Source organism: Nocardioides hungaricus (assembly GCF_054782915.1).
In genome coordinates this window covers 1-23,289 of sequence record NZ_BAAGRO010000028.1, presented here as the reverse complement: position 1 = coordinate 23,289, position 23,289 = coordinate 1, and the positions used below count along the sequence as shown (strand labels likewise).

The window sequence follows — 23,289 nt, the reverse complement described above, 5'->3', positions numbered from 1 at the left end:
GCTCCGGCCTCGATGCGCGAGGTCCAGCGACGAGGGCGAGGCCGGGTCGGCGCGGCGGCTCCCGTACCTTCTCCGGCAGTTGTTCGCACTGACATATCGACTCTCTTCACGGGCAGCGATTGCGGATTGATTCAGGCGCCGGGGGCCACGTGGGGCGACCTGGTGACGGCGTCGGCGAACAGCATGTCGGTGAGGCCGACCTTGGTGACAGCCTGGCCGTGCACCTCGTCGGAGACGACACCGCGCCGCATCAGCAGCACACGGTTGCAGAGCTGGGCCAGCTGGTCGAGGTCGGAGCTCGAGCACACGACCGCGCAGCCCTGCCGGGCCGCCTCGGCGATGAGGTTGAAGATCTGCTCGCGCGCCCCGACGTCGACACCCTGGGTGGGCTCGCTGAGCAGCAGCACCCTGGGCCCGGTCACGAGCCACTTGGCCAACATCGCCTTCTGCTGGTTCCCGCCGCTGAGGGAGGCGTAGGCCAGCGCCGGCTGGGGGGGACGTACGTCGATGTCGCGGAGCAGCTGGCCGGCGTGCCGCTCGAGCTTCCTGCCGGTCAGGGCGAAGGGCCCGCCACCCTGCCGCAGCGAGAGCAGCGCGACGTTCTCGCCGACGGTCAGGGCGGGAGCACTGCCCTCGATCGCACGGTCGCTGGGGAGGTAGGCGATGCCGGCCTTGATCGCCGTTGAGGGCGAGAGACGGCGCGCCTCGAGCTCGAGATCGTCGACCGAGACAGAGCCGCTCGTCGCCCGCAGCGCCCCGAAGAGCAGCTGGGTCACCTCGTCGAACCCGGAGCCGATCACGCCGGTGAGGCCGACGACCTCACCCGGCTGCACGCTCAGGTCCAGGTGCTCCACCGCCCGGCCGCGCAGGCCGGTCACCTGGAGTCGCGGCCGCTCCCCCGCCGCGGGCACGGGGGCGGAGCCGGCGCTCAGCGTCGAGACCGGCCGGCCCACGATCATCCGGACGAGGTCCTCGCGAGCCAGCGACGCGGTGTCCTCGCTGCCGGCCAGCTCGCCGTCGCGCAGGACGCTCACCCGGTCCGTAACCGTCAGGACCTCGTCGAGGTCGTGCGACACGAAGAGCACGCCCGCACCCTGCGCGGCCACCGTGCGCATCAGCGCGATGAGCTCGGCGACCTCGCCCTGCGGGAGGAAGGCCGTCGGCTCGTCGAGCACCAGCAGTCCCCGCACGCCGCTGTCCTCGGCGTCGAGGTGGCTCACGGCGCGGGCGATGGCCAGCTTGGCACGCTCCAGGCGCGAGATGTCCCGCACGAACGTGTCCGCTCGCAGCGAGATGCCGAACCGCTCGAACAGCGTCATGGCGCGAGCCAGCTCGGCGCGCTTGCGCCGGGGACGGATGCCGGAGCCCGTGGCCACCTCGTCGGCCATCAGGTTCTCGAGCACCGTCAACGACGGGAGCAGCGCGAGGTCCTGGTGGACGAACCGGAGCCGGTGGTCGCGCCGGTCGGTGGCGGAGAGGGGCAGCTCGACGGGCGTTCCGTCGAGCTCGACCGTCCCCTCGTCGGGGGTGTGGAACCCGGCGAGGATCTTGATCAGGGTCGACTTGCCCGACCCGTTCTGACCGAGCAGCCCGTGGACCTCACCGCGGCGAACGGTGAGGTCCACATCCCTGAGGACCCGGGTGAGTCCGAACGTCTTCCCGACGCCGGTCATCCGGAGGACAGGCTGGACCGGATCGGTCATCCGAGGCCCCAGACCTCGAGGTACTGGGCCTCCAGGTCGTCCCCATAGCCCTTGTTGACCTCGGGCGGGGTGCCCGCCTCGTCGACGTTCGAGCTGTCGAAGATGCGGACCGGCACGATGTCCATGACCCGCGAGGGCTCCATCCCGGCCATCAGGCGGAACGCGTTGTCCATGGCCGCGAAACCGGCGCCCTCGAGAGACTCACCCACGTCCATCGTCACGATGTCGCCGTCCTGGATCATCTTGAGCACGGCGGGGGTGCCGTTGAAGGTGACGACCTCGACCTGGCCCTGCTTGCCGGCCGCGGTGATACCGGCGACGGCGTAGCTCGCCATGTTGTCGTAGAGCGGCACGACGTACTTGATCTCGGGGTTGCGCACCAGCTCGGACTGCACGGTCGACTGCACCGAGGTCGTCCACTTGCTGATCGGCACGTTGGCGAACGTGGCCTCACAGGCGGGGCAGGCGGTCGCGATCTCGTCCTTGAACGCGGCTTCCTGGCCCGGGCTGGGGCCGGCGTCGTTGGAGGTCACCACGAGGATCTCCGCGGCACCGCCGGAGTCGACGGCGATCCAGTCGGCGTTCAGGCGGGTGGCGGTCTGGTACGGCGCGGCGACGATGGCGTCCACCCCGTCGACGCAGTCCACGCTGAGGCCGGAGCAGTCGGGGGCGAACTGGGCGGAGGTGTCCCAGAACATGCTCACGACGACCTTGATGCCCTGGTCACGCGCCTCCTGGATCTGCGGCTCCAGCGCGCGGGGATCCGTGCCGCCGCTGAGGATGATGACGTCGACGCCCTTCGCGATCGCCTGGTTCATGCCGGCGACCCACTGGTTGGGCTGTCCTTCGTTCGTGTAGACCTCGAAGTCGACGTTCGCGAGCTCGGCCACGCGCTCCATCGCTGCGTTGATCTGGATGTTGTAGTCGTTGGTCGTGAGCAGCGGAATGACGAACACGCTCTTGCCGGCCAGGCTGGCGACGTCCACCGCGGGTCCGGGCGAGACGAAGTCGCTGACCGACTTGAACCGCTCGACCGTGTCGCGCGCAGCCTGGGAGACCTCGCCCTTCTCTGACCCGCCACTCGACGACGTCGACGACGAGTCGCCGGGGCTGGAACAGGCGGCCAGGGCGAGGGGCAGCAGGAGTGCAACGACCGCGAGCCGGCGACGCGGCCGCGCGCCCAGTGCAGACACGATCTGCTTCTTCATCATTCGGTTCCTCCACTGTCATCCCCGCGGCACTGCCGAGGGCCGGCACCCGACTGGTGCTGCGACTACCTCATGGTCCCAACGGCGGATCGCCGGACATATGTGCACATCGCTCGGTGGCGTCGCCAAAGCAATGCCACCTGCACAGCTATCGGGGGAGAGTGAGAGGATTCTGGCATGAGCCCCCCGGTTCCCCGGACCCTGCGCGCGGCCGACCTCGAGGCGCTGGCGGTGGGGCTGTGCCTGCTGGGCTCGGGCGGAGCCGGCGACCCGCACCCCTTCTCATCCGTGCTGCGCTCGCAGCTCGGGGACGGCGAGCTCGTGCTGCACGCTCCCGCCGAGCTGGGGGGCGCGAGCGTCGTCCCGGTGGGGATGGTGGGTGCCACCAGCGTGTTCACGGAGAAGCTCCCGCACGGCGGCGAGTTCGGCACGGCCGTCGCCGCCGCCGGCCGGTGGACCGGCGCGTTGCCCGACGCGGTCATGGCGATCGAGACCGCCGGCCTGAACGGCATCACCGCGCTCGTCGCCGCCCTTCACCTCGGGCTGCCGTACGTCGACGCCGACCTGGCCGGTCGCGCGCTGCCCAGGCTGGACCAGATGACCTGGGTGGCGGCACAGCTGCCGTTGACCCCGTGCGCGCTGGCGTTCCCGGGCGGGCACACGCTGCTCATCGACCACGCCTCCCCCACCGACGTGGAGCGAACGATCCGGGCGGCGCTCGCGGGGACCGGCGGTTGGGCAGCCCTGGCGCTCGCCCCGGGTCCCGCCGGGTTGCTGCAGGAGACCGCCTGCGTGGGGACCCTGGGCCGGGCGCTCGCGCTCGGGCGCGCCCACGGCTCGCTGCGCATGATGGCGGAGGCCGAGGAGGTCGCGGAGGTGCTGGGGGGTGAGATCCTGGGCGAGGGCCGCGTCCTCGACGTGCTGCGGCACAGCTCGGACGGCGGGCTGCACACCGAGTCGTCGGTGACGGTCCTCGACCGCCACGGCCCCGTGCTCCGGATCGAGACGGAGAACGAGTTCCTGATGGTGCTCGTCGACGGCCAGCCCCGCGCCACGGTCCCCGACCTCATCTGCCTGCTCGACCGTCGTACGAACCGGCCGCTGGCGGTCGACGCCCTGCGCCGCGGCGACGAGGTCTTCGTGCTGGTGCTGCCGGCTCCCGCGTGGTGGCTCGCTCCGGAGCACCTCGACCGGGTGTCACCCTCCGCGTTCGCCATCGACTGCCCGCCCCTGCTGCTGGCTGGACGGCCGTGATCGCCGACACGCCCGTGCCGCTGGTCGCCCTGCTCGGTCACCCCGATTGGCACCAGGTGAGCGTTCTGGCGTCGCCCCCCGCACCGACCCTCATGGTCGGCGGGGTCTCGCTGGTTCCCGACATCCGCGGTCGGGCGACCGACCTCGGGGGGCACCTGCTGACCGTGCTGCAACCGCCGTCGCGCAACGACTGGCACATCGACGTACTGATCCAGACCGCCGCCGCCGGTGGCGCCTCGGCCCTCCTGATCGGCGACTCGTCCCCGCTCTCACAGCCGTCGTCGGCTCTGGCCGCGCGCGTGGGGCTGACCGTCCTCGGCGCGGACGACCCCCTGGCCGGCGCTCTGGCCGCGCGGAGGTTCGTCTCGGAGGCGGAGCTGCACGTGGCCGACACCGTCCTGCGGGTGACGTCCATGGCCGTCCGGTCCGGCGAGGGAGTCGAGGACGTGATGAAGGCCGTCGCCTCGGTCCTGCGTCGTCCCCTGGCCCTGGTGGCCACCGGCGGCGACACGCTCCTGGGCACCGATGTCGTGCTGGAGGGGGACCGCGAGACCGTGGCCCAGGCGCTCACCGCCGTGGCGGCTCGCTCCCGCGCCACGCAGCGAGTCGAGCTGTCCGGGTCGGCGCTCGTGATCGCTCACCCGGTCCCGCCGACGACGGCACGTGACGCCACCATGTGGCTGGTCAGCCGGCTCCCCCACGACCTGCCCGCCGAGAGCGCTGCATCCAGCGCCGCCCTCTCGGTCGCCGCGGCCGTGATCGGACAGCGCGCCAGCCTGCGGCGACTGGCCGTCGAGCGGGATGCGCGGGCACGCGCGTCCCTTCTGGGCGAGCTGTTGAACGCCCCCGACGACCTGGCACCCACCACCCGTCGTCGGGCGCTGGAGGCCGGGTGGCGACTCGACGGCTGGCATCTCGGTGTACGCATCGACACCAGCCCCGATATCGATCCCGTGGCCCAGCGCCCCGAGGTGATCAGCGCCCTTCGCGAGGAAGGGCTCGAAGCCGTCGTCGTGGAGCAGGGCGACGGCTGGTCGGCCTGGATCACGTCCGAGGACGAACCGCGGGGTGCCGACGTCGAGGCCCGAGCCGGTCAGATCCGTCGGGCCCAGCGTCGACTCTCGACGACCGCGGCGACCGCCGTGGGCGTCGGGCGCTGCCACTCGGGCCCCCGCGGCGTCGCCCGCACCCTGGGCGAGGCCGGCGAGGCGGCGCGCCTGGCGTCCGGCCGGGTGGCCAGCGGCCGGTTCCTGCACGTGGACCGGCTCGGGCTCGGGCAGACCCTGCTGGCCTGGACCCGGACCGACACCTTCCAGCCCGCCGCGCGCTCCCTCCTGGCTCCGCTGGAGGGCCAGCCCGGTGACCTGCTGCACACGCTCACGACGTACCTCGACGAGGAGTCGTCGGTGTCGGAGACCGCCGCGATCCTGGGGATCCACCGCAACACGGTGTCCCAGCGGCTGGCCCGCATCCGGTCGTTGCTCGCTGTCGACCTCGCCGACCCGTCCGAGCGGCTGGCGCTCCACCTGGCCTGCCGGACGATCTGGATCCCACCCTCAGACGTGGGTTAGGCGCCCGTTCTGCGAGGGGGTGGCGTCGAAGCGGATCGGGTCGAGCTCGTAGCCGAAGTAGCGAGGTCCCACCAGCTCGATGCCGGCCGGCGTGTGCCAGCGCTCGTCCATCGGGGCGGCGACGACCGCGACCCGGTGCCCGAAGCGCAGGGTCTCGGTCGTGATCGGCTCCCCGGTCTCGGCGTCGACCACGACGATCAGGTCCGGCGTCGTCACCAGCACCTCCCCGTCGAGCTCGGCGATGAGGTGCTCGTTCTGGAACTTCAGGACCATCTTGCTCCCGGCCGCGTCGTCCAGCCCGGTCACGACGGCCTCACCGCGAGCGAATCCGGTGACCGTGCGACGGGTGACGTCGACGACCTTCCCGGTGTGGACGAGCTTGCCGCCCAGGGCCCCGACCAGCGCCTGCACCGGGTCCTGGTTGTTCGCCCGGGCGCTCTCGATGGCGGACCCGATCGAGAGGCAGAGGCTGAGGGTGCCGGGCACGAAGCAGTCGCGCACCTCGGCGCCCGACATCGCGTAGAGGGAGACGATCGGGGCGCACCCCATGTCGATCGTCGCGGACCTGGCCAGCCGCTCGGCCCAGTTGTTGTCGATCGTGTCGAAGACGCCCCTGTTGCCCTTGTCGTCGACGATCGACATCGGGGTCGCCGAGACGCCGGACATGGTGGGCAGCACCATCTGCAGCTCGGGGAAGGCGCGGCCCATGGCATCCCCGTCGATCAGCGGAAGCCCCAGGCGGGCGGCGGCGACGAACGGCACCATGGAGTTCACGCCTCCCGCCTCCATGCAGGCGACATGGGTCGGCGTCCGGCCCAGGTAGCGGGCGAGGGTCTCCAGTGCCAGGGAGATCTGGCCGGCCGAGGGGATCTTCTCCACCATCACCGTCGGGGCCCCCATCATCGCGATCGGCAGCACGCACGCGTCCGCGGGAACCGTGTCGGGGGACACGATCTCGACGTCGCCGAACTGGCGCATGGCGCTGTCGGCGAGCAGCCGGCCGATGTGGGGGTCACCGCCACCGCCGCCGCCCAGCACGGCCGCGCCGCGGGCCATGGGGACCAGGTCCTTGGGGGTGACACGCATGCTCATCGCTCCATCCAGAGGTCTCCGACCGCCTTGCAGCGGATACGGGTGGCGTTGCCGGGCAGGTACGGGATCGGCACCTCGTCGAAGTCCGCGATCGAGACCGTCGCCGGGTCGGCACCGGCCGCGACGGCGCGGTCCTGCGCCTCCTGCCGGGCCTCGTCGCAGATCGCCTCGCGCTGCCCGGGCGCGATGGAGTAGATGCGGTCGACCATGCCCCCGACCTGGGCGATGGCCGCTCCGATCGCGTTGGCGACGGAGAAGTGCTCGGGGCGGTGGACGTCGCCACAGCCCTCGAGCCGGTCGGGCAGCAGGATCGAGCCGCCACCGACGGCGACCACGGGCAGGGAGTCCGCCGAGGTGCGCATGCGCTCCACCGCGTCGGCGACGTCCGTGCCGATCCGGGCCAGGGCCGCCTCGATCATCGACTTGTCGAGATGCGCCACGAGCGAGCGGTCGCCGATGTCGGCGCGTCCGGACGCGACGGCGATGTCGGTGGCCGTCAGGGTGCTGCCGCCGAAGACCAGGGCTTCCTGCGTCAGCCGGTAGCCCACGGAGTCGGGGCCCACGGTCACGCCGGCCTCGTTGCCGCGGACCAGGCTGCCGCCCCCGATGCCGATGCTCAACACGTCGGGCATCCGGAAGTTGGTGCGTACGCCCGCCACCGTGACCTCGGTCGTCGCCTCGCGGGGGAAGCCGTTGGTCAGGACGCCGACGTCGCTCGTCGTACCACCGACGTCGACCACCGCGCAGTCCTTGAGCCCCGAGAGGATGGCGGCGCCGCGCATGGAGTTGGTGGGTCCGGAGGCGAACGTCGCGACCGGGTAGCGGCGGGCGAACTCCATGTCCATCAGCGTGCCGTCGTTTTGGCTCAGGTAGAGCGGCGACTCGATGCCCAGGCCCGCCAGCGTGTTCGCGAGCCCGTCCACGATGCCCAGGGCCAGCTCACGCAGGGCGGCGTTGATGATCGTGGCGTTCTCGCGCTCGAGCAGTCCGACGCGGCCGATCTCGTGGGACATGGAGATCGCCATGCCCGCCCCGACCTCTTCGGCGACGATCTCGGCCGCCCGCACCTCGAACTCGGAGTTGATGGGAGAGAACACCGACGAGATCGCCAGCGAGCGGATGCCGTGCGCGGCCATGTCCTGGACGTGGCGGCGCAGCTCGCCCTCGTCGATCTCCGCGATGTGCCGGCCGTCGAACTCATGGCCACCGTGCGCCAGGTAGGCCCGGCCGCTGATGGCCTGCACCAGCCGCTCCGGCCAGTCGACGAGAGGCGGGAGCGAGCTCGTCGCGGGCAGCCCCAGCCGCAGCACGGCTGTGGGCGCCAGCTGCCGAGCCTCGACGAGCGCGTTGATGAAGTGGGTGGTACCGATCATGACGGCCCGGATGTCGCTCGGCGCGAACGGCCTCTGCTCCCCGAGGCTCTCGAGGGTGGCCCTGATGCCCGAGGAGACGTCGGGCTGCGTGGCCGACTTCACCGCACCCATCACCTGATGACCATCCATCAGGACGGCATCGGTGTTCGTGCCTCCCACATCGATCCCGATGCGCATGTGCAACTGCCTTTCCGAGCTGAGGGTGTCGAGTCGAACGTCGGGAGTTCCGCTGCGGGCAGACCTCACATGCGGCGTTCCTTGGGCGGCGGGGGCATGTAGGTGGCACGGCTGGGGCGGACCCCCAGCCGGATCTGCGACTCCAGCCAGAGGATGGCGGCGCCGGTCGGGTCAACGACGGGCACGAAGACACCGTCTGCCTCGAGCCGCTTCTGCACCGCGGCGGCGACACCGATCATGCCGGTGCAGCCGAGGACGATCACGTCCGCCTCGTGGCTGTCCACCACGGAGCGGGCCTCGGCGTAGAGGCGCTCGAGCAGGAGCTCGTGGGCATCCAGGGCCAGCACGGGGAGGTCGACCACGCGCACCGAGCTGCACCGGTCGCCCAGGCCGTAGCGGCGCACGAGGCCGCGGATCATGGGGACCACGTTGTCCAGGACGGTGATGACCCCGACGGACTCGCCGAGCGACAGTGCGTTCAGCATCGCCGGCTCGAAGCCGCCCACGACCGGGATGTCCACGATCTCTCGGGCCGCGTGCACACCCGGGTCACCGAAGCAGGTGACGAAGATGCCCTCGGCGCCCCGCTCGGCGGCCAGCGCGACCTGCTCCAGGATCCCGGGTCCGGCCAGGGCCTCGTCGTACTCCGACTCGATGGACGCCACACCCCGTTCGACCTTGACGACGTCGATCACGGTGTCGGGGCCGGCCCACTGGGCGACCTCCTTCCGGACGCCGGCGGCGAATTCCTCGCCGAGCAACGGGCTGACGACAGTGAGCTTCATGGGCACACCTCCATAGAGTGGTTGCCCCCATCCTGGGCGCCGGCGGCCCCGACGGCGATGTGCAATGTGCCAACTGAGCGCCCCCGGAGACGCCCTGTTGCACATGACGGGCGGACCGTCCATAGCTCGTGGCGTTCAGCTATGGGCGCTCGCTGGGCGTAGGTGATCGACCCTGGGTCCGGAGGTCGGCGCTGGTCGTCGCCAGCGAACAAGGTGAGTTCGACTAGTCCGTACTTGTCACCGCCCAGGCAGCCACTCGAAGTCGCGGGCGCTACCCACGCAGGGTTGGCAACCAGACGGCGGCGGCGCACTGCCTCGTTGAGCGCGGAGCGCAGGACGCGGTGGACAGCGCGGACGGTGCGGGACCACCGGCAAGAGCCCAGATATCACGGCTCGGCTACATCCGGCCCTCCCGGGCCAACCAAGAACTCACGCATCGAGGCTGAGGAAAGGCGAGCAACGCCGGCCCGGGACAGTCAGCTGGAACGCTCGGCGACCAAGTTGAGCGCGATGTCGATGATCATGTCCTCCTGGCCACCGACGAGCCGGCGTTCGCCGCACTCCATCAGGAGATCGCGGACATCGACCTCGTAGCGGGCGGCGGCGTTCTCAGCGTGGCGCAGGAACGACGAGTAGACGCCGGCGTACCCGAGGGTGAGCGTCTCGCGGTCGACCCGGACCGCGCGGTCCTGCAGCGGGCGGACGATGTCGTCGGCGGCGTCCTGCAACTTGAACAGGTCACAACCGTGACTGATGTCAGACAGGTTCGCTACGGCGACGAACGCCTCGATCGGGCAGTTGCCTGCGCCCGCTCCGTGGCCGGCGAGGGAGGCGTCCACCCGAAAGACGCCGTTCTCGACAGCGACGACCGAGTTGGCGACCGAGAGCGAGAGGTTCTCGTGGGCGTGAATCCCGATCTCGGTCTGCGGGTCTAGGACGTCACGGTAGGCGCGGACGCGGGCCGCCACGTCGTTCATCGTGAGGCGGCCGCCCGAGTCAGTGACGTAGACGCAGTGGGCGCCGTACGACTCCATGAGCTTCGCCTGCTTCGCGAGCCCCTCCGGCGGAGCCATGTGGGACAGCATCAGGAAGCCGGAGACGTCCATGCCGATCTCGCGCGCGGTCTGGATGTGCTGGGCGGCGACGTCGGCCTCGGTGCAGTGGGTTGCGACGCGGACCGATCGGACTCCCAGCTCGTAAGCGTGCTTGAGTTCGTGGATGGTGCCGACGCCGGGCAGCAGCAGGGTCGTGAGCCGGGCGTTCTCGATGACGGATGCGGCCGCCTCGATCCACTCCCAGTCGGTGTGCGAGCCCGGCCCGTAGTTGATCGAGCCGCCGGCGAGACCGTCGCCGTGGGCGACCTCGATAGCGTCGACCCCGGCCGCGTCCAGGGCCACGACGATGCGCTTGACGTCCTCGGGCGTGATCCGGTGGCGGACGGCGTGCATGCCGTCGCGCAGCGTGACGTCCTGGACGAAGATCGGAGTGCTCATTTGCTGGCCTCCTTGGCCGCGGCGATCTTCTCGGCCATCTGGACGGCGGCCGAGGTCATGATGTCGAGGTTGCCGGCGTACGCCGGGAGGTACATGCCCGCCCCCTCGACCTCGAGGAAGACCGAGACCTGGTGGGTCGGGACGATCTCCTCGCGTTCCGCGAGCAGGGTGGCGACGGGCTGGTCCGCGGGGATCTCGGTGATCTGGACGTCCTGGACCAGCTGGTAGCCGGGGACGTACGCCGACACCTCGGCCACCATCTTGGCGACCGAGTCCTTGATCTGCCGCGCGGCGGTCGCAGCGTCGGTCTCGGGGAGGACCACCAGCGCGAAGACGGTGTCCCGCATCATCAGCGGCGGATCCGCCGGGTTGAGGATGATGATCGCCTTGCCGCGGCGGGCGCCGCCCACTTTGACGATGGCCTCCGAGGTGGTCTCGGTGAACTCGTCGATGTTGGCGCGGGTGCCGGGACCAGCCGACTTCGATGCGATCGACGCGACGATCTCGCCGTACGCGACCGGGACTACGCGGCTGATCGCCGCGACGATCGGGATGGTGGCCTGGCCGCCGCAGGTGACCATGTTGACGTTGGGCGCGTCGAGGTGCTCCTCGAGGTTGACCGCCGGGATGACGTAGGGGCCGATGGCGGCGGGGGTCAGGTCGACCATCCGAATGCCGAGCGGGCTCAGCCGGTCGTGGTTGTGCCGGTGGGCGCCGGCCGACGTGGCGTCAAAGACGATCCCGATCTCGTCGATCTGCGGAGACCTGAGCAGGCCGTCCACGCCTTCGTGGGTGGTCTCGAAGCCGAGCTTAGCCGCGCGCCTCAGGCCGTCGGAGTTGGGATCGATCCCGACCATGACGGCCATCTCGAGGTGCTGCGCGTTGCGCATGATCTTGATCATCAGGTCGGTGCCGATGTTGCCCGACCCGATGATGGCGACCTTCGTCTTGGTCATCAGGACTCCTTGCCGAGGGTGAACTGGACGGCGCCGAGCGGCTCCACGACCGCGCGCACCTGGTTGCCAGCGGTGATCGGCAGCATCGGACCGAGCGCACCGGAGAGGACCACCTGGCCCGCGCGCAGCGGCTCGCCGAACTCGCGGGCCTGCTCGGCGAGCCAGACCACCGCGTGGATCGGGTCGCCCAGGCAGGCCGCGCCCGTCCCGGTCGATACCTCCCGGCCGTCGATCGACATCGTCATCGTCGCGTCACGGGGTTCGAAGTCGGCCAGCGTCAGCCGCTGCGTGCCCAGCACGTAGGCGCCGGCCGAGGCATTGTCGGCGACGGTGTCACCGAAGCTGATGTCCCACTCCTCCACCCGGCTGCCGCAGATTTCGATGGCGGCCACCGCGTAGGCGACTGCGGCCCGCACCCGGTCGTACGACAGCTCGCCCGCAGCCAGGTCCTCGCCGAGAACGAAGGCGATCTCCGCCTCGGCACGCGGCTGCAGGATCGCGTCGACGGGCACCACCGCGCCGTCGTTGTACGCCATGTCGGAGAACAGCACGCCGAAGTCAGGCTGGCCGACGCGGAGCTGCGCCTGCACCGCCTCGGACGTGAGCCCGATCTTGCGGCCAACGACGGTCGCTCCGCTGGCGAGCCGGGCCCGGGTCAGCACCTCCTGGACGGCGTACGCCGCCCGCACGTCGTCGCTCCCGATCAGGTCACGCACGGGCGGGACGGGCACACCGGTCTCGGCGGCGGACAGCAGTCGGGTGGCGGCGGAGACGATCGCATCGGTGCCCGGGGGGACATGAAGGGCGGCATCGGTCATGCCCTCAGCATCTGCTCGCGGCGTGGCCGCGCGGAACGCCGGCGTTCCACTCACCGATACGCTGGTTCTCGTGACCACCGAACTCGACACGGTTCTCGGCAAGGCGGTCGCCATCCTGCACTCTTTCACGGCAGACGATCGGATGCTGCCGCTCGCGGAGCTGGTCCGTCGCACCGGCCTGGCCAAGGGCACGGTGCACCGGATCGCCGGCCACCTGGTCGAGCACCGCCTGCTGGACCGGACCGACGGGGGTTATCGCCTCTCCGGCGGCCTGTTCGAGCTTGGACTGCGGGCGAGCTCGGAACGGACTCTGCTCGAAATCGCGATGCCGTTCCTGCAGGACCTCTACGAGCGCACCCACGAGACCGTCCACCTCGGCGTGCGCGAGGGAACCGAGGTCGTCTACATTGCGAAGATCGGTGGCCACCGCCAGGCCCGCTCCCCCTCGCGCACCGGCGGCCGGATGCCGATGCACTGCACGGCGATCGGCAAGGCGCTGCTGGCCAGCGCCGACCGCGAGCTGCAGCACGAGGTGCTGACCGGACCGCTCGAGCGGCGTACCCCACGCACGATCGTGGCGCCGGGGGTTCTGCAGAGGCAGCTGCGCAAGGTGCTGGAGGCCGGGGTGGCCCACGAGAACGAGGAGTCCGCGACCGGCCTACTGTGCGTCGCAGCCCCGGTCTTCGACACCGACGGCCGCACCCCGGTCGCCGCGATCTCGGTCAGCGGGCCGGTGGGACGGTTCCGGCCCGAGGTCCACGCGACGGCCGTCCGCGCCGCGGCGACAGCGCTGGGCACCACCCTGGGGCGCCGCCGCTGAGCTGGCACCCGGGCGTCGCCCAGCCGAGCTCACCCGCCCGTCCGCGACGATGTGGACGCGATCCTTCAGGTCCAGATCCATGCAGTCACCTCACGAGGCAGCAGATCAACGTTGGATCTGCATGACAATGGCCTTGGGCTCGGTGAAGAACTCGCGGCTGAAGTTGCCGCCTTCGCGCCCCGACGCCGGAGTCCCCGGCACCGCCGAAGGGCGTGCGTAGGTCCCGGATGAAGAAGCAGTTCACCCACACGGTTCCGGCTCGGAGCCGAGACGCGACCCGGTGTGCCCGCGAGAGGTTCTCGGTGAAGAGCATGGTGTTCAACCCGTAGCGAGTGTCGTTGGCGAGGCCGACGACCTCCTCCTCGGACTCGAATCGATTGACGACACAGACGGGCCCGAAGATCTCGTCACAGTACGCCGACGCGGTGAGCGGCAGGTCGGTCACGATCGTGGGTCGGATCAGCCACCGGCCTTCACCGTCGACTCGGCTCCTCCACGGCTGGCCCGACCTGGTCACGGCTGCGGCGTCGCTGTGGAGCAGCCTGCCCGGGCAGGGATTCGGGGCAGGCGCGCACACCCGCGATGAAGCCATCGCTCGCCTGGTCTCGGTCGGGGACGCGATCGGCAGGAGTTTGCGCAGCAGCAGCTGGCCACCGGCGAGCCGGCCCGATCGGCGCATGACTCAGATGACCAGGACGCTCGGTCACGCCGGCGACCTGGTGCACCGCTACGGCGCCGACATCCCGGTCCAGCGCGCCGAGGGCTTCCGCGACCTCGAGGCCGCTCGCGCCCGGATCATGCACGCCCTGTACGTCAGCGCCCACGCCGTCGGTGTCTCCCTGCACCAGCACGGCCACAGCCGGTACCAGGCCGCGCTCGGCGCTAACCGGCCCATCGAGCTCAACCAGCGTCACTCCCCCTACGCAGTACCGCCGACCACCGAGTGGATCCGCCGCATGGCCGTCTCCGAGGCGGCCGCCGGCAGGTACCTCGACGGACGGTTCACCCAGGCGCTCCGGGGCGAAGCCAACCGACCGATCGAGGACGACACCCGGATCTCCCGGGCCCTCGCGGGGTGGGACATCCAGGCCCACCGCACCCTCGCCTCCGACGCATGGCCGACCAAGTCCGTCCTCATCACCCGCACCCAGGGCCTCATCGCCGGCGCCGCCATGGTGCTTGTCGACGCCGCGCGGCACGCCGGCCACCTCGAGCGCACTGACCGGCTCTCACCGGCGATCGCCGAGGCCGGCCGTGCCTGGAGCAACCTCGCCAGCCGCTGGGGCGACCTCACTGCCCCAGATGATCGTCTTGACCCCGACCTGATACGCACGGCCGCCGAAGTTCGTGCCGCCTACCGCGAGCTGACCCACGCCTCCACCACCATGGCCAGCCTCGATGTCATTGCCGCCAGGCCCGGCCTTCTGCCCGGCATCGACGCGACCCTCCACACACTCGAGTCAAGCTCGGAGTTGGCGTATGTCGTCGCGGAGAAGGCCGAGGCACCCAACCTGACCGGACCAGCTCGAGCGCTGTCCATCCGGGCGCACAACGACATCGAGGCCGGCCTGGCCACTCAGGCTCCTGACGGGGACGTCGTCTGGGTCTCCCCCCCACGACATACTGGCTCGCCGAATCGTTCCCGCACCTAGGCCCGTCGTGGACGGTTTGCGTCAGGCCAGCCTGAGGACCGTCGATGCCTGCCACAGCGCAGCATCGGCCTCCGCTGCTTACTGCCGGACCCTAAAGGCAAGCCTCGGGCAGCACGATGCTGGGGTCCCTGAGCAAAGGGCAGAGGAGTGGCAGCCGCGCGTGCACGTGCTTCCTGAGCGACACAGGGGTCGATGAGGCGATTCGTCGCGCCGGGTTCTCCGGACACCCCCGGTTCGGTGGCTTTCCCACGTGGTGGCCGGTCGTGCTGGCAGGCGCCAGCAGACGGCCATCGAGGACGCGTGACTTCCAATCGCGGGGCCTAGGTTGCCGGGTTCCATGGCGCCGGAGTAGCCGGTCCCGGTCAAGTCCCTAGGCGTGGTGTACGAAACGAATCCTCCGTCGGGCGTGTCGCTAGGCGCTGATGGCGACCTCCTCGGTGATCGATGATTCCTCGACGGGGTTGGCGATGAGGCTCATGCGGGACCGGGCCAGGACGTCGAGTCCGAGGTAGCGGCGGCCTTCGGCCCACTCGTCGTGCTGCTCGGCCAAGACGGCGCCGACGAGTCGGATGATGGCGTTGCGGTCGGGGAAGATCCCCACGACGTCGGTACGCCGACGGATCTCGCGGTTGAGCCGCTCGTTGGGGTTGTTCGACCAGCTCTGTCGCCAGATCTCCTTCGGGAACCCGGTGAAGGCGAGGATCTCGTCACGGACACCGTCGAGGTGCGCGAACACCGCTGGCAGCTGGGCGACGAGGTCGGAGTCCAGGAGCTTGTCGAACTGGGCGTGGACCGCAACGGCGTCGGGTTGGTCGTAGACCGAGTGCAGCATCGCCTTGACCCCGGGCCATGCGGCCTTGGGTGTCACGGCCATGAGGTTCGCGGCGTAGTGGGTGCGGCACCGCTGCCAGCTGGCCCCGGGCAGGGTCGCGGCGATCGCTTCGACCAAGCCGGCGTGGGCATCGCTGGTGACCAGCGCAACCCCGGACAGACCTCTGGCCACGAGGTCGCGGAAGAACCCGAGCCACCCGGCGTGGGTCTCGCCGGTCGCGACCTGGACACCAAGGATCTCTCGGTGCCCATCAGCGTTGACGCCCGTGGCGACCATGACCGAGACGTTGCGGACCCGGCCACCTTCGCGGACCTTCATCGTCAGCGCGTCGGCGGCGACGAAGGTGTACGGCCCGGCCTCGTTGAGCGGTCGGGTCCGGAAGTCGGCGACGTGCTCGTCGAGATCAGCGGCCATCACGCTGACCTGTGACTTCGAGAGCCCGGTGATCCCCAGCGACTGCACGAGCTTGTCCATCCGCCGCGTGCTGACGCCCAGGAGGTAGCAAGTCGCCACCACCGAGGTGAGTGCTGCTTCGGCGCGACGTCGTCGCTCGAGCAACCACTCGGGGAAGTAGGTCCCGGCACGCAGCTTGGGGATCGCGACATCGATCGTGCCCACGCGGGTGTCGAGGTCGCGGTGGCGGTAGCCGTTGCGGGAGTTGACCCGCTCGGGTGCACGGCTGCCGTAGGCGGCACCGCACACGGCGTCGGCCTCGGCGCCCAGCAGCGAGTTGATGAACGTCGCCAGAAGCTCACGCATCAAGTCCGGCGAGGCCTGCGCAAGCTGCTCGTGCAGGAACTCCCCAGGATCCAAAGTCTTGGTCAGGGCAGGGTCGATACTGGTTCCAGCGGTCATCGATGTGTCCTTCTTCGAGTTGGTTGTGAGAGATCACTCGAAGGATTCACCCGGTGGCCGCGCCTACGTTGGAGGCACGCGCTCACTCAGGACGTCGTACACCACTCTGCTGGACTCCACTCACCTCACGGATGCCGTGGGCGCTTGAGGACCACTCTACGATCCACCGCTGCTCACTGTCCGCAAGCAGATCCTGCCCTGGCGCTCCGCGAGCCGATCGCCACGCGGAGGGTGACCACAGCCGGATCGTCACGCGGAGCCTGACCAGTGCGGGATCGTGTTGCGACAGCCGTGAGCGATTCCGTTACGATGCCTGACATGTCGATCGGCTTCGTGTATCTCAGCGGCTCTGATGTGAGCCGCCTGCACGCGCATCCCTGATCGCAGCACTCAGCCCACCCCAGAGCCCCAAGGCGAGGACCGTCCGGTCCTCGCCTTCTGCTTGCTACTGTCGAGCGGGGTGCTGCTGGAGCTGGTCACCGACAGCGGCCAGCCCAACCGCGACCGATACGACCGGCTGCTGCGCTACCTCGACCACGCCGGCGTCGATGTAGCCCACGAGCTCCTGGCCAGCGGGGCCGCACGCCGCTACGAGGCTGCCCAGGAGCTCGCCCGCGAGGAGTCGTACTTCGCGGCCGCGGATGATGCCCAGGACGTCGACGCCGGCCTGTGGGGCACCTGCTGAGGGACGGGCGCGCATGGACGAGCAGCTGACAACGGCCGCGAAGACGCTGGCCCGATGGTGCTACAACAGCGGCGTCGAGGAACGCGTCCACGGCTGCAGGGAGCAGCTGCTCAAAGCGGCGGTCGACCAGGCGCTCGGCCGGCCGGCGCCGACGCACCTCGAGCACACGTTGTGGCAACAGACCACCACGCTGCTGCGCCAGCGGCGCGACTGGGCCGCGACCACCAGGTGACTCCCCCGCCGCCCGCGGCCTGTCTGCCCTGCGCTGTGGCGGTCGACCAGTGCCCCACCCACGCCGGCCGGCGCTGTCGTGCCTGCGGTGGCCAGCTGCACGGCATCGTCGTTGACGAGGGCTTCGACACCCATCCGTGCTGCGACCGCCCGCGCGGGACCGGTTCCCACGCCGTCCTCGAGCACACGGCACAGATGCTGGGGCGCCAGGCTGCTGGCCCAGCCGGCCTGAGCGCCGGCAGGGCCACGCGACTTTCCAGTCCCGTCGGGCCGCGGTGATCGCCCGGGTCCTCGGTCCGCACATAGGTGACCAGGAGGACCGGCGCAGCCGGTGCCGGTCCACGGGAACCAGGGGAGTTCACATGAGTGAAGCCGCTCGCGAGGAAGCCGCGCTCGAGGAAGAGGCGCGACAGCGTGCCGAGGAGATCCGGGCCACCGAGGAAGCCGCCGCCCAGGCCGCGGCCGCCGACACCGGCCACCCCTCCCCCGACGCCGAGATCGCTCAGGTCCACCGGTCCGGCCGCCAGCACGACGACACCGACACCGCCGCCTACCAGCGGCCCCGGCTTGGCCGCCGCCGCGGCCCGCTCCGGTAGGAGGCCGCGATGGCTACCGCGCTCGCGCCGACAACCGGATCCTCGACCGTCCGCTGGGTCGACTGCTCACACAAGCTGGGGTCGCTGCCGTGCATGAACCACAAGCCGCACGAGGGCGGCGGCCGCGGCTGCGTGCACCACTCCACGTCCGGCTTCCAGGACGACGAGTAGCCCGCCGCCGGGCCGCCGCACCGCCGGAGAACAGCCTCAGCCATGCACGAGGTGAAGCCGCGGCCGCTGAGGCTGCTCGACGGCCGTCTCCAGGCGCTGCATCCGTTCGAGCGTCATCGGGTGCCCGTAGCGCCGCAGCAGCCCCGCCAGCACGGGGCCGAGGCCGAGCGAGAGCACGAACTGGTCCGCCTCGACCTCCGTTTGGAGCTCGATCCGCCGGCCGGCCGCCGGCACCAGGTAGGTCAGCGCGATGACCGCGCCCCCGAGCAGACCGGCCCAGGCGCGGTCCTCGACGACCGACTGCATCACGCAGATCACCCCCACGACGCCGCGCAGCGTCCAGGCCAGCCGCATGAACGGAAGCCAGGCGAAGGCCCGGCCGACGCCGCGGAACGTCGCCATCATCAGCCGCCATGGCGTCGTCGCCGCGAGCACGGCCAGCTCCAGCCGCGGCCGGAACGCCCGGCGCCGGCCGACCGCATGAGCCAGCGCGGCAGCCGCCTCCGCGCCGGTCACACCGCCGCGGTACGTCGCCTCGACCAGCCCAGGGCTGACCACCACGGTGCGCCGGCCGATCGCCACCGCCACCGGGGTGTTCGGTCGCTGGATCCTGTGCACGAACACCGCGCCGACGTCGACGCCGCGGCCGCCCAGCTCGACCAGCACCGGCGCCATCACCCGGAACTCGACCTCCGTCGCCGGCCGCGACCTGGTCAACGCCGCGACAGCAGGCCCCTGCAGCTGCCCCAGCGCCAGCGCGACCAGCACGCCGCCCGCAGCCATGAACGCCACCAGGCCCAGCGCCGGCGGGAGCAGGGCGCACACCACCACGGTGAGGACGAAGCTCACCAGCACAGCCGGCGCCAGCGTCACGGCCCTCAGCACGGTCATCGGGAACCTCATCGCGACCCTCCTCCATCTTGCAGCACTAGTGCGGATCTCTTGACTTCGCTCGCGGTGATCGTCCGGCAACCACCGAACGACATAGGCGAACGAGACCAGTTTGTGCCCAGGTGCCGACAGCACCCCGAGTTATCCACAGCCCGCCGCTCGGCGCAGCGGGCCGCGGCCGGGACGTGGGTTCATGAGCCAGACCGACCTCCAACTGAAAGGAACACCCGTGCACACCCTCAACGCTGACGGCACCTGGGACCGCCTCGGCTGGATCGCCCAGCTGCTGCACCAGGCCGCCACCCAGGTGTGGAGCGATGCCGACGAGGCCACCCCCAACTCCCCGCTCCACGACCTCGGGCTAGGTGTCTACCTCGCGCACTCCCAGGCCAGCGCCCTGCTGCCCGACGACTACGAGCTGCCCGACGACGACCCGCTCCCCGACCTCGAGGACCGAACGCCCCTGCAGTTGCTCACCGAGGCCGAGGAGCTGACCCGCCCGCTACCGCTGCACCAGCCGGACCTGGTCCACGGCGCGCAGCTGGTAGTCGACCTGTGCGACCTCATCCGGGAAGCCCGCGGCCTTGGCTACTGACCTGCGCCTGGCGTACGCCGACATCGACGAGGAGCTCTTCGACGTAGACCAGATCCCGACGACCTCGCGCGACATACGCAGCGTCGGCGAGATGCTCTTCGACGTCGACTACCAGGCCCGCCAGCTGCTCATGGACGTCGGAGGCGACGACGCCGGCACGCTCCTGCGGAGCTGGCCGACGATGGTCGCGGCCGCGGAGGACCTCTGGGCCTCGCTACCGGGTCGCCGGCCTGGCGTCGACGAGCGCGATCGGCCCATCACCAGCCTGTCGGCGCAAGCCTCGACCATCGAGGCCAGCCTGACCGGCCGGACGGCCTGGCCAGGCCAGGGACCGACCAACCCCCGCATCGACCAGATAACCCAGACCCTGCTCAACGCCGCGGCTCTCGTGCGCCGCTACGGCGCCGACGTCCCGCACGAGCAGACCGAGGCCCACCGCGACCTCGAGGCAGCCCGGACCAGGATCATGCACGGTCTCTACCTGACCGCCCACGCCGTCAACGTCGCCCTGCACGACAACGGACGCGACCGCGTCAACGACGCCCGTGGCTCGGGCCGCCGCGTCCAGCTCGCCCAGCACCACTCCCCCTACGCGATCGCACCCGCCGGGGTCTGGGTCGATCGGATGTCGGCGTGCGAGAAAACCGCACGCAGCTACCTGACCGACCGGTTCGCCCAAGCCCTCGCCGGCGAGGCGATCCGGCCCGTCGACGACCCCGGCCGTCTGGCGCAGGCCCTGGCCAACTGGGACATCCAGTCCCACCGCGCGCTGGCTCGCGACCTCGCGCCGTCCAACATCCTGCTCATCACCCGCACTCAAGGACTCGTCGCCGGCGCCAGCATGGTGCTCATCGACGCGGCCGCGACCGCCGGCATCCTCGAGCCCTCGGACCGCCTCGTCCCCGCGATCGCCGAAGCAGGCCGCTCCTGGAGCAACCTGGCCAGCCGCTGGGGCGACCTCGCTCCCCCGGGCGCTCGCCTCGAGGAGCCGTTGGCGCGCGCGGCCGCGGAGGTCCGCGCCGCGTACCGCCAGATCACCCATGACACGACCACGCTGGCGACACCAGAGGTCATCGCCACCCGGCCAGGACTCCCACAGGCCACGGTGGCGACCCTCCGCGCGATCGAGGCCGGCTCCGAGCTCGCGCACGTCATCGCCGAGAAGGCCGAGATCCCCAACCTCACCGGCCCAGCCCGAGCCCTGTCCCGCCGCGCGCACAACGACGTCGAGTCCGGCCTCGCCACGGCGCCGACCGAGGGTGACGTCGTCTGGGTCTCCCCCGCCGACATCCTCGCCCGACGCGCGGTCACGGTGCCGCAGCCCGTAAGGGAAACCTTGCGTTCGGCGAGTACGACAACCGCGTCCGCGGCATCCACCGCGGCAGCCTCTGCCATGCTCGCGCACTCCAACGGCACCAGCCATCGCCCCGCTTGGCTCTCGGCAGCGGACAACGCGCCACATGGCGGCCACTGCGCCCCAGCATCTTCGCCGGACCACGGCATGCCATGCGGAAAGTCCACGGGCGGCGTTGATCGCTCAGCACCTGTCGGACCACTTAGGTGACCATCAGGCACCAGGTGGGCTGCGACCACCGAGATCCACCACAGCAGGTCGGAGGAGACACGAGATGGAAACGGTGAAGGAGACCCTCAGCGTCGGCGGTCACCGACCGCTGGCTGCCCAGGAGAGCGAACGCATCCTTGAGGATGCCGTCACAGATATGAACGAACACGCCACGCCGCCTTCCGACGAGCGCCGCCCGACAGAACGCGGCCGGCTCGCACTCACCCCTGCCACAATGAACATTGCCCAGGCGTCTGCCTACATCGGGATCGCGAAGTCGACGCTCTATACCTGGCGCACCCGACGCCCGGGGTTCGGACCACGGGCGGTGAAGGCGGGCGGCGCACTGCGGTACCGCCGTTCGGATCTTGACGCATGGATCGAGGCCCACGCCGAGACACTGGATCTCGAAGCGGACATGGACATCGCCGACGACGGTCGGGGCTCGAGGGGTGACCGCCTAGCAACGTCCAGCACGCTAGGTTCCATGTCCCGACGGTCCCGTCCACGGCATCGGTAGCTCTCAGACGTCAAGAAGGAACGCCCATGGCTCGTCCCCCGCTGCCCATCGGAACGTTCGGGACCATCACGACGAAGGAGGTGCGTCCCGGCGTGTACCGCGCGCGAACGCGCTTCCGCGACTTCGACGGTGTCACGCGCGAAATCAAGGGGACCGGTCGAAGCGCCGCCGCCGCAGTGCGAGAACTCAAAGCCAAGATCGCCGACCGAAGCGCCCCATCCGGTGACCTCATCGGCCCCGACATGCGAATCAGCCAAGTGGCCGACATCTGGCTCTCGCTGTATCGCGCCGAACAGCGCTCCGAAGCAACTACCGCGAACGAGTACCAACGCATCATCGAGAACGTCATCAATCCAGCCATCGGCAACATTCGTCTGCGCGAGGCAACAGCTGGGCGCCTGGAACGGCTAATCAGGTCGCAGGACTCCCACAGCCGCCGCAAGAAGACCAAGACGGTCCTAAAGATGATGTTCGACGCCGCGGTGATCGACGACGCGCTCCCGGCCAACCCGGTCACCTCCACATCAAGGCTTCGAGGCCAGAAGAAGGACGTCCAAGCGCTCTCAGCGGAGGATCTCAATGCCGTCCGCTCTGCTGTAGACGCCTGGATGACCAAGAAGCGACCCGGTCCAAAGCCGAACCAGGACATGCCCGACATCGTTGACCTGCTGCTCGCTACGGGCTGCCGGATCGGAGAAGTGCTCGCGATCCGATGGACAGACATCGACTTGAGTGCGACCCCGCCGACGGTGTCAATCAGTGGCACGATCAAGACGGAGACGGCAAAGGGCACCTACCGGAAGCCCAAGCCGAAGTCGGACGCTTCAAAACGCACCATCGCGCTGCCGCCGTTTGCCGTCGACGTTCTGATGAGGCGGCGTATCGAGCAACGACCAAATCACTACAACGCGGTCTTCGCCACCCGTAACGGCACCTGGCACCAGGTCGGCAACATCGAGCGGCGGTGGCGCACGATCCGAGCAGACACAGGGTTCGACTGGGTGACGCCACACACCTTCCGCAAGACCGTCGCGACCTTGATCGACCGCCTGGTCGACTCGGACACCGCAGCCCGCGTCCTCGGCCACTCGTCAGATGCGATCACCAAAGAGTTCTATATCGAGAAGGACAGGACCACACCCGACGTGACGCACATCCTTCAGTCCTTCGCCGGCAAGGCCACGACGACCTCATCGGACGACTGACGTCCTCGGGGTTCGAGCACCAGCCCTGCATCGGCTTGGCCCCATGCCGGCCCCAACTCGGTACAAGAGTGGGTCACCAGCGCGAAGGTTTCTGGGACATAAACGCGACATAAGGCGATGTGACTCAAGAAGCCAAGTGGCCCCTGATCTGCGTTTGCGCAGGTCAGGGGCCACTTTTTTGGCTCTTGTGACGCATCCGTGGGTGGTTGAGCGCGCCTTGGAGTGAGAACACGCCGTTCCTG

23 protein-coding genes are annotated in these 23,289 nt (G+C 70.1%); 12 read left to right on the top strand and 11 right to left on the bottom strand.

Going from position 1 to position 23,289, the window contains the following annotated elements:
- Positions 1 to 131 precede the first annotated feature (131 nt).
- A complete protein-coding gene (locus ACYVKX_RS11965) occupies positions 132 to 1,703 on the bottom strand; it encodes a sugar ABC transporter ATP-binding protein (protein ID WP_460832430.1) in 1,572 nt (523 codons plus the stop codon).
- On the bottom strand, positions 1,700 to 2,911 hold the full coding sequence (locus tag ACYVKX_RS11960) for a sugar ABC transporter substrate-binding protein (RefSeq protein ID WP_460832427.1): 1,212 nt from the start codon (positions 2,909 to 2,911) through the stop codon (positions 1,700 to 1,702). Before ACYVKX_RS11960 ends, ACYVKX_RS11965 begins: the two co-directional genes overlap by 4 nt.
- Positions 2,912 to 3,088: 177 nt before the next feature.
- Between ACYVKX_RS11960 and ACYVKX_RS11955 the strand changes: the two genes are divergently transcribed.
- Both ACYVKX_RS11955 and ACYVKX_RS11950 read left to right on the top strand, forming a co-directional pair.
- Entirely contained in the window at positions 3,089 to 4,165 is a 1,077-nt protein-coding gene (locus ACYVKX_RS11955) for a DUF917 domain-containing protein (RefSeq protein WP_460832423.1), read from the top strand.
- A complete protein-coding gene (locus ACYVKX_RS11950) occupies positions 4,162 to 5,736 on the top strand; it encodes a helix-turn-helix domain-containing protein (RefSeq protein WP_460832420.1) in 1,575 nt (524 codons plus the stop codon). The genes ACYVKX_RS11955 and ACYVKX_RS11950 overlap by 4 nt, the downstream gene beginning before the upstream one ends.
- Here the strand turns inward: ACYVKX_RS11950 and ACYVKX_RS11945 are convergent.
- The 6 genes from ACYVKX_RS11945 to ACYVKX_RS11920 all read right to left on the bottom strand — a co-directional run bounded on the left by ACYVKX_RS11945 (position 5,722) and on the right by ACYVKX_RS11920 (position 12,430).
- Positions 5,722 to 6,828 (bottom strand): DUF917 domain-containing protein, encoded by a 1,107-nt coding sequence (locus ACYVKX_RS11945; RefSeq protein ID WP_460832417.1) that lies wholly within the window; start codon positions 6,826 to 6,828, stop codon positions 5,722 to 5,724. The two genes, ACYVKX_RS11950 and ACYVKX_RS11945, sit on opposite strands and share 15 nt — an antisense overlap.
- Positions 6,825 to 8,378: a hydantoinase/oxoprolinase N-terminal domain-containing protein gene (locus ACYVKX_RS11940; protein ID WP_460832415.1), complete on the bottom strand. Its 1,554-nt coding sequence runs from the start codon at positions 8,376 to 8,378 to the stop codon at positions 6,825 to 6,827. Before ACYVKX_RS11940 ends, ACYVKX_RS11945 begins: the two co-directional genes overlap by 4 nt.
- Positions 8,379 to 8,443: 65 nt before the next feature.
- The gene (locus ACYVKX_RS11935) at positions 8,444 to 9,163 is read right to left on the bottom strand and encodes an aspartate/glutamate racemase family protein (protein WP_460832413.1); all 720 of its coding nucleotides are present in this window, start codon (positions 9,161 to 9,163) and stop codon (positions 8,444 to 8,446) included.
- Between the two features lie 476 nt (positions 9,164 to 9,639).
- Positions 9,640 to 10,656 (bottom strand): 4-hydroxy-2-oxovalerate aldolase, encoded by a 1,017-nt coding sequence (dmpG, locus tag ACYVKX_RS11930; RefSeq protein WP_460832411.1) that lies wholly within the window; start codon positions 10,654 to 10,656, stop codon positions 9,640 to 9,642.
- Positions 10,653 to 11,612: an acetaldehyde dehydrogenase (acetylating) gene (locus ACYVKX_RS11925; protein WP_460832409.1), complete on the bottom strand. Its 960-nt coding sequence runs from the start codon at positions 11,610 to 11,612 to the stop codon at positions 10,653 to 10,655. Before ACYVKX_RS11925 ends, dmpG begins: the two co-directional genes overlap by 4 nt.
- On the bottom strand, positions 11,612 to 12,430 hold the full coding sequence (locus ACYVKX_RS11920) for a 2-keto-4-pentenoate hydratase (protein ID WP_460832407.1): 819 nt from the start codon (positions 12,428 to 12,430) through the stop codon (positions 11,612 to 11,614). Before ACYVKX_RS11920 ends, ACYVKX_RS11925 begins: the two co-directional genes overlap by 1 nt.
- A gap of 70 nt (positions 12,431 to 12,500) precedes the next feature.
- Between ACYVKX_RS11920 and ACYVKX_RS11915 the strand changes: the two genes are divergently transcribed.
- The gene (locus ACYVKX_RS11915; RefSeq protein ID WP_460832405.1) at positions 12,501 to 13,250 is read left to right on the top strand and encodes an IclR family transcriptional regulator; all 750 of its coding nucleotides are present in this window, start codon (positions 12,501 to 12,503) and stop codon (positions 13,248 to 13,250) included.
- An 85-nt stretch (positions 13,251 to 13,335) separates the two neighbouring features.
- Here the strand turns inward: ACYVKX_RS11915 and ACYVKX_RS11910 are convergent, their stop codons facing one another.
- On the bottom strand, positions 13,336 to 13,842 hold the full coding sequence (locus ACYVKX_RS11910) for an aldehyde dehydrogenase family protein (protein ID WP_460832534.1): 507 nt from the start codon (positions 13,840 to 13,842) through the stop codon (positions 13,336 to 13,338).
- A gap of 85 nt (positions 13,843 to 13,927) precedes the next feature.
- Here ACYVKX_RS11910 and ACYVKX_RS11905 point away from each other — a divergent pair, with 85 nt between their 5' ends.
- Positions 13,928 to 14,902: a hypothetical protein gene (locus ACYVKX_RS11905; RefSeq protein ID WP_460832403.1), complete on the top strand. Its 975-nt coding sequence runs from the start codon at positions 13,928 to 13,930 to the stop codon at positions 14,900 to 14,902.
- 412 nt (positions 14,903 to 15,314) lie between these two features.
- On the opposite strand, the gene ACYVKX_RS11900 is transcribed toward ACYVKX_RS11905, so the two are convergent.
- On the bottom strand, positions 15,315 to 16,589 hold the full coding sequence (locus ACYVKX_RS11900) for an IS256 family transposase (protein WP_460832401.1): 1,275 nt from the start codon (positions 16,587 to 16,589) through the stop codon (positions 15,315 to 15,317).
- A 460-nt stretch (positions 16,590 to 17,049) separates the two neighbouring features.
- Here ACYVKX_RS11900 and ACYVKX_RS11895 point away from each other — a divergent pair, with 460 nt between their 5' ends.
- The 4 genes from ACYVKX_RS11895 (at position 17,050) to ACYVKX_RS11880 (ending at position 18,272) form a co-directional block, all read left to right on the top strand.
- Entirely contained in the window at positions 17,050 to 17,274 is a 225-nt protein-coding gene (locus tag ACYVKX_RS11895; protein ID WP_460832399.1) for a thermonuclease family protein, read from the top strand.
- Positions 17,275 to 17,287: 13 nt separating this feature from the next.
- Complete coding sequence (locus tag ACYVKX_RS11890) at positions 17,288 to 17,506, top strand: hypothetical protein (RefSeq protein ID WP_460832397.1); 219 nt, start codon at positions 17,288 to 17,290, stop codon at positions 17,504 to 17,506.
- A 361-nt stretch (positions 17,507 to 17,867) separates the two neighbouring features.
- Positions 17,868 to 18,101 (top strand): hypothetical protein, encoded by a 234-nt coding sequence (locus tag ACYVKX_RS11885; protein ID WP_460832394.1) that lies wholly within the window; start codon positions 17,868 to 17,870, stop codon positions 18,099 to 18,101.
- 9 nt (positions 18,102 to 18,110) lie between these two features.
- Positions 18,111 to 18,272, top strand: coding sequence for a hypothetical protein (locus tag ACYVKX_RS11880; RefSeq protein ID WP_460832391.1), 162 nt, complete (start codon positions 18,111 to 18,113; stop codon positions 18,270 to 18,272).
- 36 nt (positions 18,273 to 18,308) lie between these two features.
- Here the strand turns inward: ACYVKX_RS11880 and ACYVKX_RS11875 are convergent, their stop codons facing one another.
- A complete protein-coding gene (locus ACYVKX_RS11875) occupies positions 18,309 to 19,175 on the bottom strand; it encodes a hypothetical protein (RefSeq protein ID WP_460832388.1) in 867 nt (288 codons plus the stop codon).
- 181 nt (positions 19,176 to 19,356) lie between these two features.
- Here ACYVKX_RS11875 and ACYVKX_RS11870 point away from each other — a divergent pair, with 181 nt between their 5' ends.
- The 4 genes from ACYVKX_RS11870 (at position 19,357) to ACYVKX_RS11855 (ending at position 23,047) form a co-directional block, all read left to right on the top strand.
- Positions 19,357 to 19,758, top strand: coding sequence for a hypothetical protein (locus ACYVKX_RS11870; protein ID WP_460832386.1), 402 nt, complete (start codon positions 19,357 to 19,359; stop codon positions 19,756 to 19,758).
- A complete protein-coding gene (locus ACYVKX_RS11865) occupies positions 19,748 to 21,322 on the top strand; it encodes a hypothetical protein (RefSeq protein ID WP_460832384.1) in 1,575 nt (524 codons plus the stop codon). The genes ACYVKX_RS11870 and ACYVKX_RS11865 overlap by 11 nt, the downstream gene beginning before the upstream one ends.
- Positions 21,323 to 21,386: 64 nt before the next feature.
- Positions 21,387 to 21,842: a helix-turn-helix transcriptional regulator gene (locus ACYVKX_RS11860; RefSeq protein ID WP_460832382.1), complete on the top strand. Its 456-nt coding sequence runs from the start codon at positions 21,387 to 21,389 to the stop codon at positions 21,840 to 21,842.
- A gap of 26 nt (positions 21,843 to 21,868) precedes the next feature.
- On the top strand, positions 21,869 to 23,047 hold the full coding sequence (locus ACYVKX_RS11855) for a tyrosine-type recombinase/integrase (RefSeq protein WP_460832377.1): 1,179 nt from the start codon (positions 21,869 to 21,871) through the stop codon (positions 23,045 to 23,047).
- Positions 23,048 to 23,289: the final 242 nt, after the last annotated feature.

Coding starts and splice junctions, on each gene's coding strand:
- ACYVKX_RS11910 (WP_460832534.1), bottom strand. CDS start 13,842: ATGGCTTCATCGCGGGTGTGCGCGCCTGCCCCGAATCCCTGCCCGGGC.
- ACYVKX_RS11925 (WP_460832409.1), bottom strand. CDS start 11,612: ATGACCAAGACGAAGGTCGCCATCATCGGGTCGGGCAACATCGGCACC.
- dmpG (WP_460832411.1), bottom strand. CDS start 10,656: ATGAGCACTCCGATCTTCGTCCAGGACGTCACGCTGCGCGACGGCATG.
- ACYVKX_RS11905 (WP_460832403.1), top strand. CDS start 13,928: ATGACTCAGATGACCAGGACGCTCGGTCACGCCGGCGACCTGGTGCAC.
- ACYVKX_RS11900 (WP_460832401.1), bottom strand. CDS start 16,589: ATGACCGCTGGAACCAGTATCGACCCTGCCCTGACCAAGACTTTGGAT.
- ACYVKX_RS11890 (WP_460832397.1), top strand. CDS start 17,288: ATGGACGAGCAGCTGACAACGGCCGCGAAGACGCTGGCCCGATGGTGC.
- ACYVKX_RS11875 (WP_460832388.1), bottom strand. CDS start 19,175: ATGAGGTTCCCGATGACCGTGCTGAGGGCCGTGACGCTGGCGCCGGCT.
- ACYVKX_RS11965 (WP_460832430.1), bottom strand. CDS start 1,703: ATGACCGATCCGGTCCAGCCTGTCCTCCGGATGACCGGCGTCGGGAAG.
- ACYVKX_RS11940 (WP_460832415.1), bottom strand. CDS start 8,378: ATGCGCATCGGGATCGATGTGGGAGGCACGAACACCGATGCCGTCCTG.
- ACYVKX_RS11860 (WP_460832382.1), top strand. CDS start 21,387: ATGGAAACGGTGAAGGAGACCCTCAGCGTCGGCGGTCACCGACCGCTG.
- ACYVKX_RS11920 (WP_460832407.1), bottom strand. CDS start 12,430: ATGACCGATGCCGCCCTTCATGTCCCCCCGGGCACCGATGCGATCGTC.
- ACYVKX_RS11855 (WP_460832377.1), top strand. CDS start 21,869: ATGGCTCGTCCCCCGCTGCCCATCGGAACGTTCGGGACCATCACGACG.
- ACYVKX_RS11960 (WP_460832427.1), bottom strand. CDS start 2,911: ATGAAGAAGCAGATCGTGTCTGCACTGGGCGCGCGGCCGCGTCGCCGG.
- ACYVKX_RS11870 (WP_460832386.1), top strand. CDS start 19,357: ATGAGCCAGACCGACCTCCAACTGAAAGGAACACCCGTGCACACCCTC.
- ACYVKX_RS11935 (WP_460832413.1), bottom strand. CDS start 9,163: ATGAAGCTCACTGTCGTCAGCCCGTTGCTCGGCGAGGAATTCGCCGCC.
- ACYVKX_RS11955 (WP_460832423.1), top strand. CDS start 3,089: ATGAGCCCCCCGGTTCCCCGGACCCTGCGCGCGGCCGACCTCGAGGCG.
- ACYVKX_RS11880 (WP_460832391.1), top strand. CDS start 18,111: ATGGCTACCGCGCTCGCGCCGACAACCGGATCCTCGACCGTCCGCTGG.
- ACYVKX_RS11885 (WP_460832394.1), top strand. CDS start 17,868: ATGAGTGAAGCCGCTCGCGAGGAAGCCGCGCTCGAGGAAGAGGCGCGA.
- ACYVKX_RS11945 (WP_460832417.1), bottom strand. CDS start 6,828: ATGAGCATGCGTGTCACCCCCAAGGACCTGGTCCCCATGGCCCGCGGC.